The 13,222-nt window shown below is 67.7% G+C and carries 9 protein-coding genes, 2 pseudogenes and 1 riboswitch; all 11 genes and pseudogenes read right to left on the reverse strand.

The features are described 5' to 3' along the window. Positions 1-46 precede the first annotated feature (46 nt). Positions 47-370 (reverse strand): DUF732 domain-containing protein, encoded by a 324-nt coding sequence (locus OQ789_RS13245; protein ID WP_324686343.1) that lies wholly within the window; start codon positions 368-370, stop codon positions 47-49. A gap of 38 nt (positions 371-408) precedes the next feature. After that, positions 409-1,812, reverse strand: coding sequence for a PPE family protein (locus OQ789_RS13250; protein ID WP_324686344.1), 1,404 nt, complete (start codon positions 1,810-1,812; stop codon positions 409-411). A gap of 68 nt (positions 1,813-1,880) precedes the next feature. Then, entirely contained in the window at positions 1,881-3,140 is a 1,260-nt protein-coding gene (locus OQ789_RS13255) for a PPE family protein (protein WP_324686346.1), read from the reverse strand. Positions 3,141-4,466: 1,326 nt separating this feature from the next. Then, positions 4,467-4,661, reverse strand: a pseudogene (locus OQ789_RS13260) (PPE domain-containing protein); the annotation flags it as partial. Positions 4,662-4,681: 20 nt separating this feature from the next. Then, positions 4,682-4,945, reverse strand: a complete 264-nt coding sequence (locus OQ789_RS13265; RefSeq protein WP_324686348.1) for a PE family protein — start codon at positions 4,943-4,945, stop codon at positions 4,682-4,684. A 233-nt stretch (positions 4,946-5,178) separates the two neighbouring features. Continuing rightward, a riboswitch (M-box (ykoK) riboswitch) is annotated at positions 5,179-5,355 on the reverse strand. Between the two features lie 85 nt (positions 5,356-5,440). Further along, positions 5,441-7,273, reverse strand: coding sequence for a type VII secretion system ESX-5 AAA family ATPase EccA5 (gene eccA5, locus OQ789_RS13270; protein ID WP_324686349.1), 1,833 nt, complete (start codon positions 7,271-7,273; stop codon positions 5,441-5,443). Continuing rightward, on the reverse strand, positions 7,270-8,478 hold the full coding sequence (gene eccE, locus OQ789_RS13275; RefSeq protein WP_324686350.1) for a type VII secretion protein EccE: 1,209 nt from the start codon (positions 8,476-8,478) through the stop codon (positions 7,270-7,272). Before eccE ends, eccA5 begins: the two co-directional genes overlap by 4 nt. Positions 8,479-8,494: 16 nt before the next feature. Beyond that, on the reverse strand, positions 8,495-10,333 hold the full coding sequence (locus OQ789_RS13280) for a type VII secretion-associated serine protease mycosin (protein ID WP_324686351.1): 1,839 nt from the start codon (positions 10,331-10,333) through the stop codon (positions 8,495-8,497). Further along, entirely contained in the window at positions 10,311-11,822 is a 1,512-nt protein-coding gene (gene eccD / locus OQ789_RS13285) for a type VII secretion integral membrane protein EccD (RefSeq protein ID WP_324686352.1), read from the reverse strand. The genes OQ789_RS13280 and eccD overlap by 23 nt, the downstream gene beginning before the upstream one ends. 268 nt (positions 11,823-12,090) lie before the next feature. Further along, positions 12,091-12,993 (reverse strand): ESX secretion-associated protein EspG, encoded by a 903-nt coding sequence (locus OQ789_RS13290; RefSeq protein ID WP_324686353.1) that lies wholly within the window; start codon positions 12,991-12,993, stop codon positions 12,091-12,093. Positions 12,994-13,098: 105 nt separating this feature from the next. Then, positions 13,099-13,222, reverse strand: a pseudogene (locus OQ789_RS13295) (type VII secretion protein EsxI); the annotation flags it as partial.

Below are 13,222 nucleotides of genomic sequence, written 5' to 3' on the forward strand. Positions count from 1 at the left end.
CGCGGTTGTGTTGGGCGGCTGAGCATTCGACCCCGTCCGCCGCGGCTCACGCCTTGGCGAGCTGGTGGGGGCAGTAGTACTTCGCGGACAGCAAAGCGAAGTTCGATGCCATTTCCATGTCCATCCCGGGATTGTGGGCTTTGACATCGTGGACGAGTTCCAGGCCCGACTCGCCGTTGTTCAGGCAAGAGCACACCGCCCGGCCGGCGACCGCGGCCGACGCCGGGCTGCTGAAGCTGAAGCCGGCTTGCTGCAGTGCCGCAACGAAACCGTCGTCGTCGCCGTCCGGCTCGGGCGGAGTGTCGGCGTAGGCCGGTGCGGCCAGCCCGATCATCGCCGAAACGCCAAGCACCGCCAGTAGTGCTTTCATCTGCCGCCCTTTCCGTTTTCGGGTAATTGCCCTGTCCATCAACCTGATTGGGTGTCCGCAAGGGTGACTTTCGGCTTGTCGCCCTTTTTCAGATGTACCGCGTGGATGCCCGGCTTCTTGGCCAGCTGCTCGAGCAGCGCATCAAGATGTTCTTGATCGACGTTGTGGTGCTGCACGGTCTCGGGCTTCTCCGAGATCTGGGCGACAAGGCGTTTGAGCTGTTCCGGCGATTGCCTGTCCTTGAGGTTCTTGATCGGGGTCATCCGGTTGCGCACACCCGCACGCGCGACGGTGGGCCCGCCGGCGCCCACGGCGCTGCCCAGCATCCCGGCCAGCCCCATGGAACTGAACAGTCCGCCCTCGCCCAACGCGGCCACGGGCACGGCCTCGGACCCAAAGGTCGACAGCGCGGCGGCGACGGTCCTGATAGCCGGCGTGGACGTGGCCCAGCTCGGCGGGATCGAGAGCTTGCCGACCAGGGTGCCGGCGTTGCCCATGCCGGCGATCGGGCTGATCGAGCTGTACAGGGTGCCGCGGCCGAAACCGAGCGCCCCCAGGCCGGCGCCCAGCGCATCTTTCGGCAGCGCCCCGTACGCGACGGGCGGGGCGAACTTGAGCCACTGCGATAACGGGAAGTTGATCAGCAACCCGACGTCATTGAACTGGGTGGTCAGACCGAGCGGCACCTTCACGGCGTTGTACATGCTCGTGTAGAAGCTGGCCCCGCCCGGGACGGTGTTGAACAGATCCGTCATGAACGTTTGGTACATGTAGGCCAGGTTTGCCGGCAGGGAGAGCGGCCCGCTGTACGGCAAGGTGGTGGTCGTGGCCGACGCCACGGCCTTAGCGACAGTCGAGGCCGGGGCGCTGGCCGCCGAACTCACCGCGGCTGCCTGCATCGGCACGGCGGCCTCATTGGTGGCCTGAGGCGCCGGGCTGAACTTTGTGAGGTTGTTGGATGCGGTCGCCGACGAAGCGAAGTAGGTGTCCATCGCGGTGGCGTCCTGAGCCCAGAACTCGCTGTATTGGGCCTCATTCGCGGCGATCGTCGGCGTGTTCTGCCCGAACAGGTTGGTCGCCACCAGCTGCGCCAGCAGGGCCCGGTTCTCCGCGATCACCGCCGGTGGCACGTGGGCGGCGAATGCCGCCTCGTAGGCGGCGGCCGCCTCGCCTGCCTGAGCCGCGGATTGCGCGGCCTGCGCGGCCGTCTGCTGCATCCAGGCCACGTATGGGGAGGCCGCGCCCGCCATGGCGATCGAAGACGGGCCCACCCAGGGCCCGGCCGTCAGGCCGGCGAGCACGGAGGAATACGACGCCGCGGCGGACTGCAATTCGGTGGCTAGCCCCTGCCAGGCCGTCGCTGCGGCCACCAACGACCCCGTTCCCGGACCGCTGTACATCCGGCCCGAGTTGAACTCCGGTGGAAAGGCTCCGTAGAACATCGTCCGTACCCCCTACCCGGCTGTCCGGGCCGACAGCGCCTGGCTGCCAAACGATTTGGTCATCGCGCTCACTCCTCGATGCACGGGATCACGATGATGGTGGCCGCGGCCGGATCGGCCTCGGAAGCGACGCCGCCCAGCGAACCCGCGACCGACGCGGCACCGCGGTATGACCGGGTCGCGGCCGCGGCGACCGCACGTCCACCCAGACTCGACAGGGCCATCTGGTCGAAGGCGCTTTCCTCGCTTGCCATCGCGGCGGGCATCGCCGCCATGTTGCTCGGCAGCCCCTGGGCGAGCATTCGGATCTCCGGGGCGGCTTCCGTCCAGCTCTGCGGCACCGACATGCCGCTCACCAGAACGGCTTTGCCCATCGACCCGGAGATCTGTCCCGCACCGACCGCGGAGCTGAGCATCGGCTTGACGGCGCCGGCGCCACTGGCCAGCGGGACCAGCGCACCCGAAATGGCTTTCGGCCCGGCCAGATACGCGGCCGCACCCTGACCGTTTTGCCCCCACGCATACGCCTGGCCGAACGACAGGAACGGACCGCCGGGGATGGTGCTCCACGACTGGGGCGAGTAGACGCCGGTCAGCACCGACCACAACTCATCCCAGTTGGTGATGACACTCGGAGTGGTCAGCTCACTGGAAGTGGTTGTCGCCGAACTGGTATTGATGACGGCCTGCGCCGCGGGCTGCGCCGTGACGCTCAGCTGCGACAGGTGGCTGACGGTGTTCGCGCCGGACTCTCCCGTGCTGTGGGCGACCGCGGCCGCTTCCGTCGGAACGGCCGGGTCGTTGGTGGTGCGTGGCGCCTCGGCGAAGGGGGTCAGCTGAGAGGCACTGGCCGACGATGCCGTGTACGCGTACATTGCGGCGGCGTCCTGCGCCCACATCTCCAGGTAATGGGCTTCGGTGGTGGCGATGGCCGGGGTGTTCTGGCCGAGGATGTTGGTGGCGACCAGGGTCGCGAGCAGCGCGCGGTTGGCGGTGATCACCAGTGGCGGAACCGTCGCCGCGAACGCGGCCTCGTAGGCGCCGGCCGCGAGCTTGGCCTGGGCGCCCGCCTGCTCGGCTTGGGCGCCGGTCGCGTGGATCCACGCCACGTACGGCGCCGCCGCGGCGGCCATCGCGACGGACGACGGGCCCGTCCACGGACCCGTTGCGAGAGTTTCGATCGTCGAGCTGTACGACGCCCCGCTGCTTTGTAGCTCCGCGGCCAATTGGTCCCACGCCGCGGCCGCGGCCAGCAGGGGCCCCGATCCCGCTCCGCCATACATCCGGCCGGAGTTGTACTCCGGCGGATAGACCCCGAAATCCAACATCTAACCCCTCCGGTCCCTCGTCCGGCGGCCCTGGTGAGCGCCGCTTCGCCGACCCGGTATCGACAAGGCCTTGCTGCTAAAGGAATTCATCGAATCTGCTCCCGAATACATGTATAGATTCGTCGTGCCGCGGACACTGAGGCCATTCCATCCCTCGCCCCTAAGGTGTGCCCCAACGCCACTCTGATAATCCGCCAAGCCACGTGCTATTGCATTGAGAATAATGCCGACCGGTTATTTCAGCGGACACTCCCGCCAGATAAACGATTGTTAGAAAGGGATGTCGCTGCTTTAGCCGGACTGTGAGAGATCGGCATCGCCGCCATCGCGTTGAGCACTATAAACCGCTGCTCATCCCTCGATAAGGCAGCATTCAACCAAACAGCTTTACGACCGTCAACAATTAGTATCCGCGCACCCCAAATAAAGGTTTATGGATTGGCCGCATCGCCAATCTTGTCAACCACGCGCAAGCCGTCTTTGCCAACTCGGATATCGACTTCAGAAATGTTCTTCATGGGCTTCGATGGCGGCAAAAAAAGATTCGGTGACGAAGCCGCCGTGGGCCGAATTCAGATACGCCCCCACTCGGCGACACTGTCGTTACGGCGGATGTCGCCTGCGGTGGGCCCAGCCTGCTTCACCCGGGAGGCGGGCGGCTCGCGAATGACCTTCGGCCGTACCCCGGCACCGGTAGCGACATGCCGCGCGCCATCGCGGTGCGGGCATGGATCGCGGCTACGTGGGGATCGACACCGCCTACACGGTCGTTGATCGTCACACCAGCCTCCTCGGACTTCGCATACATGAGTAGACGCGCAGAGTCTGGTCTAGAACTGATTAGCTACTGCCAGTTTCCTGTGCAGTGGTCTTCTGCAGCTCACAGGGGTTTTCAGCTCAATGTGAACCGCCCGCAAAGCCCTGAATACTGTTGCTGGAGACCGGTAATCGCGAAATCGGGGATGGTGAAAACCGCCACCGTTGGTTTCGATCCCGCCCGCCGTTAGCCGGCGGCGGGCGGCCCGTCACCCGGGCCGGAATCCGGATAGGGGCGCGACGAACTCGTCCTTCGTGGGCACCCGCCATGGCTCCCAGCGGCATGCCCGGGATTCCGACCCAGCCGGCCTCCTCCATCACCAAGGGAGTCGTAGCCAGGACACCGTGATACACCCCGGCGCCCAGGCGGGTGGTGGCCGCCGGCAGGGTGATCGCGGCCCCGGTGGCGGCGCCCCAGGTCGACGGCACCGAACAGGCTGCCGACCAGGCTCGCCCGGCCGGCAGCAGCCGAGGCCGCCGCACCCGGCAAGGGCGCGGCCGCGGCCATCATGAAATCGACGAGGGCCCCAGCCAACCCACACCCGTCAACTCGGTGACCACTGACCCGTAAGCGGCTGCGGCCGAGCGCATCTCCGCGGCCATGGTGTTCCATGCGGCCGCGGCGGCCAGCATCGGCCCCGATCCCGGGCCGGAATACATTCCGGCCGAGTTGATTTCCGGCGGCAATGCCGCAAAATCCAGCATGGCGGGTTCCCCGAGAGCGCTCAGCGGGCCGAGGCTGCGTTGATGGTCTGGGTGGCCGCGTACGAACCGGCGCTGGCCTGCAAGGTGTTCACGAAGTTCTCATGCAGCACCGCGGCCTGGGCGTTCACCGTCTGGAACATCAGGCCGTGCTTGGCGAATTGCGCCGCCGTCAGGATCGACACCACATCGGCCGCGGCGGGCACCACTGACGTCATCGGAGCGGTCGAGGCCGAATTCTGGGCGGCCAGGGACAGCGATTCCGGCTGTGCGGTAACAAAGTTCATCACAAACCTCCGCAAAGGAAAACGGCGAGCCGGAGTGCCGGCCGCGCCGCAGGCATGCGCCATCACAACACATCGGCGATGTGCGCCTGCTACGAAAATCGGTTAAATGCAAGCCAATTCAGGAAAAAACAATGCCGAGGACGGATCGCAGCGAAAGGGTCAACGATCTGGCATACGGATTGTCGCCGGGACTAATTCGCTCTCACCTCCTCTAGGCCAGGGCACGCCGGGGTGCCGCACCCCTCTCGTCAGAGCTTCGGCACCACACGGCGTATCCGGCGGTTCGATGCCGGAAGCCACTTGGGCTCAACCCTTAATCCGGGAGGAGCTGTCCTGACCCTGGGCGTCTTTCGACGTTGGAGGTCAGTGGCCTGTGTCCATGCAGACGCCTCACCTGGCGAGGGTGCTTGCATGGCAATGGTGGCGCTCGGCCTGCATTACCCGGCCATCACCTCACAGCCCCCAGTGCGCCCACTCGGAGGGCATCCCGACCGCTCAGTCCGACTTCTTCTCGGCGACCGCCGCGCTGAGACCCTCGGCAAGATCCTCCTCGGTCAGCTCCTTGAAGCGCAGGAGCTGCCGCTCGCTGAACTCGGTCACGTCGCTGGCCAGCACCGCGTCCAAATCCTCGTCGTCTAGCCGGAAACTGCGATGATCGCGGGCCTTCTCCACCACGTTGCGCACGAAACCGGCGTTGCCGAGTGTATCGATGCCGCGGATGAGATCGCCGTCCTCCGAATAACTTTCGTCGAGATAGAACTTCGTGTACGACGGCAACAACGCCTGCGCCGACTCGTCGGTGATGACGTCTTCGTTCTCCTGGCCCATCAACCGGGTGAGCGCCACCAGCTCGTCCGGGGTGTAGCTGAAAAACTCGATGACGGTCGAAAAGCGCCGCCGCAGGCCCTGATTCACTTCGAGCATCTTGTCCATGGCCTTGGCGTAGCCGGCACCGAAGACCACCAGCTCGTCGCGATGGTTCTCCATGTACAGCAGCAACGTGTTGATGATCGCGTTGCCGTACGGATCACCCTGCTGGTAGCCCTTCTCGTGCAGCGTGTGCATCTCGTCGAAGAACACCGCGCCACCCAGCGCGCCCTCGAGCAACTCCTCGGTGTTCTTCTCCGCGTCGGCCATGTAGCGACCCAGCAGCTTGGTGCGGCTGGTCTCGACGACCACGGGCTTGCGCAGCACCGTCAACCCGCACAGCTGCTTGCTGAAAGCCCTTGCCACCGAAGTCTTTCCGGTTCCGGGCGGGCCGAGTAGCAGAGTGTGGCGCGACGTGACGGGCACCGGAAGACCCATCTTGGCGCGCGCCAGATTCACCTTGGTCGTCGACTTGATGAGCTTGATCTCGCGCTTGGCCCGTTCCATGCCCAGCATGGCGTTGAGTTCGGCGTCGCCCTCCGCCAGGTACCTCGCCGCCTCTTCGGCGTGGCGAGCCGCTTCGGCCTCGGCCCGGGTCGGCGCGCTGTCAGGATCCCACGGGTCGGTCCGGGCCTCGATCGTCTCCGGGTCGGTCAGCACCAGCCGGAAGTTGGGATTGTCCAGCGCTTCGCGCGCCGGGGTGAACTTCGGGTCCCGCGAGTACACGCGCCGCAGCAACTCGACGGCCTCGTCCTCGCGTCCGAGGTGGCGCAGGCACATGCCCTGGGTGTACAGGGCGATGTTGGCCGCGCCCGGCACCCGGTCGCCTTCGATGGCCTCCTGGCCCCGGCGGAGGGCCTCCTCGAACACACCCAGCGACGCGAGGGCCGTGGTGGCCATCGCCGCGCCCGCGGCCTTGAGTTCGGGCTGCCGCCAGCCCTTTCCCTCGGCGAATTCACTCAGTACATCCGGCCACCGGCCCGTGCGGAAATAGAGCACGCCACGCACGTAGCTGACCAGCTCTTCATCGACCGGCTGGCGGGGTTCGACTCCGTCCAGCAGTTTCGCGGCTTCTACGTAGCGTTTCGCCTCGGCGAGAACCGCGGCGTAGGCACACGCCAGCGTCTCCACTGTGGTGACCGCCAGCCTCAGGAACAACCCGTCGGAAACCTCGGGACGGAACTGCAGCTCGGTGACCCCGAGGCGGCGGATCTCCCAGCCGAACGTCCGCACCGACGACCAGGCGCCGGACAGCACATCGATGCTCTGCTCCCCCGCCAGGATTCGCGCCAGCCAGGCGTCGCACATCGCGGGATCCAGGTTGGTCGCGGTGCTGAACATCTGTGCCGCAACTTGCGGATTGTGGCTGGGCTGAAGGCCATTGACCGACACGCCGGAGGCCAGCAGGCCGGCGACCATCGCGTTACGGGCGCCTTCAGCGGTGGATTGTGGCCTCGTCATTGCGCTACGGGCACACCCGCGGAGCTCCCTCGCAACTGGTCGACGGAGAGCGCGAGGTCGGCATCGTCGGCGCGCAGTGGACGGCTCGGCACGACCAGCAAGGGGCGCGCCGTCGGGGCGGGCAGGCTGGCACGCACCGCGGCCAGCTGGCGTCCGGTAAGACGGTTCAGGCCGGACGAAACGTTCCTGCGCAACCGCTTCTCGGTGTGGTAGCGCACCCAGGCCGATATCTGCGGCCGGCCGCCGCGCGAGGTGAGCCGGATGGTCAGCACCGTGGCGGCGGTGTCGTCCTCCCACAGCTCATCGAGCTTGTCGGTGGTGATGTCGGACGGCGACAGCCAGAGGCTGGTGATGAACCCGTTGAAGTGCTTGAGGCGCCGCCACCCGGGGCGGCTCCAGGTCGGCTCGAGGTCGGCCAGCACCGCGCGGTCGACTTCGGCGATCTCCGCCCCGGTCAGCGGCCGGGCCGCGCAGGTCAGCCCGTCGAGGTCCTGGGCGAGGCGCTCGGTGGCCGCCACCAGGGTCGATGCCAGCGAATCGCGGGCCGCGACGGCGGCGACGTTGCGCTGCGGGTTCATCCGCAACACCACCCAGGTGCGGCGAATGTAGGAGGTGGGCTGGTCGTTGGCCACCTCCCACTCTTCGGGGCCCCAGTCGTCCAGCTTCGACCGCCCGGCGGCTCCGACGTCGGGTCCGCCGCGGCGGACCTTCACCGACACGACGTCGATGTCGTCGAGGTGGATGTCGAACTGGCGCAGGCCCGAGGCGACGGCCGACACCAGCAGGGTGGGCGGCGCGTGCCGGTGCCGGAGGCGCGAGGCCGACTCGTCATCGCCGCCGCTGATGGCGATCACCGTGACCAGCCGGCCCTCGTGCCCGCGCACGCCGACCTTGTCGCGCCCGAACTTGCGCTGGTGGTCCAGAGCCGGGGTGCAACCGGCCGCGAGGGCCGAGCCGGGGTCGGCGGACCACTCCCACAGCCAGGTGGCCAACCCCGTCGTCACCGTCAGGCCGTGGTAGGTGACCAGCGACAGCAGCGTCACCAGCACGGCCAGGCCGACACCCACCCAAAACGCGATGCGATACGTGCCCTGCCAGGATTCGGGGCAGTGGCTGGCCACCAGCATGATCAACACGTCGACCAAAAACACCGTGGTAACCCGAGGCCACGACAAAGACAACCCAAACCTGCGCTGACGCTTCATGAGTGCTGCTCCGCCCCTATTGCTGTTTCCGCGATCGCTTCATCAGCATCGCCGTGCTGAACACCCCGCCGCCGATGAGCAGCGCCGCCACCAAGCCTCCGGCTGCCACCCACACTGGCACCATATCCCGGTGCGGCGCGGGCTGCGGAATGTTCAGCGGCGCCGACAGTTGCTGCGGCGGTTTGACCGGACCGTCGGGGACATCCCAGGTCAGCGCAGCCACCGGGTCGACGACACCGTGCCCGACCTGGTTGTCCACGCCACGCGCGGGCGCGCGGGCGGTACGGGTCAGCCGATTGATCACCTGGTAAGCCGACAGCTGCGGGTACTTGGCCCGCACGAGTGCGGCAACACCGGACACGATCGCCGCCGAGAAGCTGGTGCCGGCGGGAACCAGCAGCGTGTTGTCGGGCCCGTCGATCGCGTTGATCAGGCCGTCGTCGCGGGGTGACAGCCCGACGACGTCCGTTCCGGGTGCCGCGATCCCCACCCACGGCCCCGCAACGCTCGTCGACGCCTGGCCCTGGTTGCCCTGGCTCAGCGGGCGGCCGTCGGTGTCGACGGCGCCCACGGTCAGGACGTAGTCGCTGAACCAGGACGGCGTCACGACCGTGGTGACCGCGTTCCAGTTGCGAGGATCGTTGGGCTGCAACGGATCATGGGCCGGATTCTGCTTGCAGTCCTTCTTGCTGGTATCACCGGCGGCGGCCACGATGACGGCGTTCTTGTCGACCGCCGCGTAGCGCACGGCCGCGCCCAGCGAACGCTGGTCGATGATGTTGCGCGCACTCATGCACGTCACGTCGGAGATGTTGATGACCTGAGCGCCCAGGTTGGCGGCGTGCACGATCGCCCGCGCCATCGTCTGAACGCTGTCGATCTTCGCCGAGGTCTGGGGATCCTCGTCACCGGTGTATGCGTCCTTGAGGCCGAAGGCCTGGCTGGACTGCCGGATCGCGATGATGTCCACGTCCGGGGCCACCCCGCTGAACGCGTCCGGACCGGCCGCCGGTGGCGGTGCTGGCGGCGGGTCGAGTGGGCGTGGGCCGCGCAGGTTGTCGACGCGGGCGACGTGCCCGCCACCGACGTAGCCGGGGATGGTCACCGTGCCGCCGCCGTGGCCGGCCGCCGGGGCCTGGCCGATGGGACCCTGCCCGGCTTGCGGTGGTCCCGCAGGCGCCGGGGCCGCCGGGGCCGCCGGGGCCGGCGGCGCCCCGAAGGGTCCGGGAGGCGCCTGCTCCTCCGGCGGCGGCGGAGGCTTCGGCGGGACCATCGTCACGGTCTGCGGCAGCGGTGACAGGGTCACCGTCTGCGGCGGTGGCGCTTTCGGCGGGGGCTCGGTGGTGGGGATCGTGACCGGCTTGCGCGGGGCCGCCGGCGGCACCCCCGCCCCGTTGGCCGGCGCCGCGCCGATCATCGACGCCACGATGGTGCCGTGCGCGTCGCAGTCGGACAGTCCGTCGCCGGCCATGATGTAGTCACCGCCGGGAATCAGGTGCGGAAATCTGGGGTGCGGTGTCACGCCGGTGTCGATGACGGCCACCTTCACGCCCGTACCGCGGCCGAACTGCCAGGCCTCCTGCAGATTCAGCATGTCCATGTACTTGGGCTGGATCCGGAAATCGGTCCCGGGCAGCACACCGACCTCGGTGCAGTACGAATTCTGCTTCATCGGCGCCCCGGGACCCGGGGGGCCGTCCGGTGGAACCGCGCCCGGATCGATCGTCGGGGGCGCGATCGCGTAGGCGGGCGGCAACCCGGCGAGCGCGCCCGAGGCGAGCAAGGCGGCGGCGACGGTCGCGGCGCACGCGCGACCACGCCACGCCCGGGCGTTAGCGATAGCGGATGGCTGCATAGACATTCATCAACCACAATGCCAGCGGGAAGATTGGCATCAGGCAGAGGTATTCAATCCATTCCACGAATTTGCGGAACAGCGGGCTGTAGACGGTGTTCGGCACGACGGCCGCCGACGTCAGGCCCGCGGCCGGCAGCAGCACCAGGATCGCCGCACTGATCGAGACCGCGAGCGGGGACTGCAGTACCAACGCGTAGCGCAACACGACCGCACCGACGATCAACACGGCCGTACCGGCCAGGGTGATCGCCTGCCAGCGGTCGACGTAGGAGCGGCCGCGCAGCATCAAAAATCCGGCGCAGAATCCGGCCAGCAGGACGGGCAGCCAGCGCTGTCCGGTCCGGGGGTCCGCCAGCGCGGTCAGGGAGACGATCATCAGCACGCCGAGCCCGATCAGCAAACCCGACAGGAACGAGCGGGCGCGGTCGGCCTGGGTCAGCACGTCGCGAACGGAGGCGGGCCCCTCCAGTACCGGAGCGCCACCGTCGGGGCGCACCACGGTCGTGGGCAGGTCGGGCCGCGCCTCGAATACCCACCGACTGGTCGCCGACGGGAAGACGGGCAGCCGGATGCCGGCCAGCCGCCGCGAGATCGCCGGCGCGCTTTGGTAGATGAGGACGGACGCCAGCACGATGCAGGTGAAGAGCGTGACGGCGCTGGTCATGGCGACCATGCGGGCCAGGGAGGCCACCGTCGCGATGAGGCCGACGGTGACGATGGCGGTGTAGATCGTCAGCCGGCGACCGGTGAACCGCAGGGCGAGGATCGCGGCGATGGTGAGGATGCCGAAACCCAGTACCGCCTGCGGTGATCCGACGCCGCCCGGCGGCGCCGACGCCGCCGCGATCGACAGCGGAGCGAGGGCGCTCAACAGCATGGTGTCGGCGACGCGCCGTTCCGCCTGCGATTGCGCCCGCATCAGCAGCAGCAGCGAAACGCCCAATACCGCGGCGCCGATCACGCCCGCGTACACGGTCGGAAGCCACGAGTTGTGGTGCCAACGCCACCAGCCGAGCAGGGCGGAGGCCGTCGTCACGCCGATGGCCACCATCGACGCACCGACCTGCACCGCGACAACCGGGTCGATGGCGGCGAAGCGCTTGCCGAGGTCTGCCGCGACCGCTGTGGAGATGTGCTCGATGACCTGCGAGCGGTGCTCGGTGTCCGGGATGAACCGGATCCACAACCGGTCGCCGTCGTAGACGTCCTGCTCGGTCAGCGATTGGGTGGCCCGCAGCGGCGAACCGTCCACCAGGCACAGCGCCCACCGGCCCCGCCCCGACGCCTCCAGCGGCGTCTCACCGAGCTCGCGCAGCCGGCTGTTGACCACCTTTAGCAACGGGTCGGTCATCACCGAGACGGGAGCGTTCGCGTCCAACAGGACGCCGACCTGGACACCCGCGCCGGCCATTACGCCGACGACGACCGCCTGGGGCTGCGAGATTCCCTCAACGTCAGGCTGTGGTACTTCAACTACCGCAGTCATCGCCTTGCACTCCCTATCGTGATGAATGTGTGAGCCCGACCCGCCAGTGGCGCGCGGGCGTGCGCCGGTGTACTCGCCGAGGTGCCGGGGCCCCCCGCGAGGTGCGTTCCGACCGATTGCAATTCCATCTGCCCCGCCTTGCGATCAACAGTTGTCATCGACACCCGTTTGAGATTTGCTGATGCGTTCCAGGAAAGTATGCCGTGTCCGCAGCTCAACCGCATGTTGAGTGCAAAGACATCTGTAAAATCTGTGCGTCGCGCGGCTATCACACCCGGCGGTGAGTTTTCCACTCGCCGTAGGGAAGTGTGTCCAGCACGGTCTTGACGCCCACCTGCACCAGCTGGGGGGTCGCCGGGCAGATGGCCAGCCACGCTTCCCCCGAACCCGCGGTGCGGGCCTGCTGGTAGAGCGCGATGCGGCCGCCGGAGCCGTCTTTGAGGGACAGCACCGACGCGCTCGGGCCCTTGGCGTCGTCCTGGTACTGGCGGGCGTACACCGCGACCTCGGCGGCCGGATCGGACAGTGCCTGGCCCAGGGCGGCCACGGTGGCGGCGCTGATTCCCATCCGGCGCAGGTCTCCCCCGGAAAACACGTTGAACCCGGACTCCTGCCACGACTTGGTCGCTTCCAGCATCTCCTCCAGCGGCACGTTGACCGCGTTGATGGCCGCCGGCTCCGCGTGGTGGATGGATTCCAGCGCGTCGAGTACCAGCGACGCGATCGAGGCGCTGTCGGCGACGGCGACGTCGTCCACGGTGATCTCGCCACCGACCCGGACCGCCGACACCCAATGCTGACCGCGGCGGGCCAGGACCACCCGAAACTCGTTGTCGGGGATATCGCGCGAACCCGGGGGCTGATTCTCGTCGTCGAGGACGCCGTAGGCCAGTTTGCCCCGGGACAACAGAGCGACCACCTCGAGGTCGGGCGCCGCGAGCACACTCATCCGGGCGGCCACGTGCTCGTTCACCTGATCGTTCTCGACGATGCCCTGCTCGCGCATCACCGCCATGCCGGGATGCTCGTTGAGCCAGTCGCTCGAGTCCGTAGACACATATGGGCGGCACCGCAGCTCCGGCGCGACATGCCGGATGTCCAGCAGCGCCTGGAGCATCCAGAAACCGTCGACGTTGACAGTGATGTCGGTGCGGGTGCCCTGTTGGTCCATCAAATCCCCACTTGATCCGTAGTTACCTCACGCCAAACTGCACGGAAACCGCAGGACGCGGCAGCACACCGACGGGTGGTGTGCTGCCGCGCCTGAAGTTGCGGGTTAGGCCCAGGAGGACCCAACGGCGCTGTCGGTGCTGGCCATGTTGCTGCCGGCGGACTGGACCTTCTGTCCGTGGGCGTTGGCCTGCTCGTAGATGACCTGGAAGTTGCGACCCAACTGGGTG

Origin of the sequence: Mycobacterium sp. 94-17, assembly GCF_035617725.1 — a bacterium.
GTDB lineage: Bacteria > Actinomycetota > Actinomycetes > Mycobacteriales > Mycobacteriaceae > Mycobacterium.

Bases quoted from the DNA above. Each gene is read 5' to 3' on its own strand.
- OQ789_RS13290 (WP_324686353.1), bottom strand. From the start codon at position 12,993: ATGGACCAACAGGGCACCCGCACCGACATCACTGTCAACGTCGACGGT.
- OQ789_RS13245 (WP_324686343.1), bottom strand. From the start codon at position 370: ATGAAAGCACTACTGGCGGTGCTTGGCGTTTCGGCGATGATCGGGCTG.
- eccA5 (WP_324686349.1), bottom strand. From the start codon at position 7,273: ATGACGAGGCCACAATCCACCGCTGAAGGCGCCCGTAACGCGATGGTC.
- eccE (WP_324686350.1), bottom strand. From the start codon at position 8,478: ATGAAGCGTCAGCGCAGGTTTGGGTTGTCTTTGTCGTGGCCTCGGGTT.
- OQ789_RS13250 (WP_324686344.1), bottom strand. From the start codon at position 1,812: ATGTTCTACGGAGCCTTTCCACCGGAGTTCAACTCGGGCCGGATGTAC.
- OQ789_RS13255 (WP_324686346.1), bottom strand. From the start codon at position 3,140: ATGTTGGATTTCGGGGTCTATCCGCCGGAGTACAACTCCGGCCGGATG.
- OQ789_RS13265 (WP_324686348.1), bottom strand. From the start codon at position 4,945: ATGAACTTTGTTACCGCACAGCCGGAATCGCTGTCCCTGGCCGCCCAG.
- OQ789_RS13280 (WP_324686351.1), bottom strand. From the start codon at position 10,333: ATGCAGCCATCCGCTATCGCTAACGCCCGGGCGTGGCGTGGTCGCGCG.
- eccD (WP_324686352.1), bottom strand. From the start codon at position 11,822: ATGACTGCGGTAGTTGAAGTACCACAGCCTGACGTTGAGGGAATCTCG.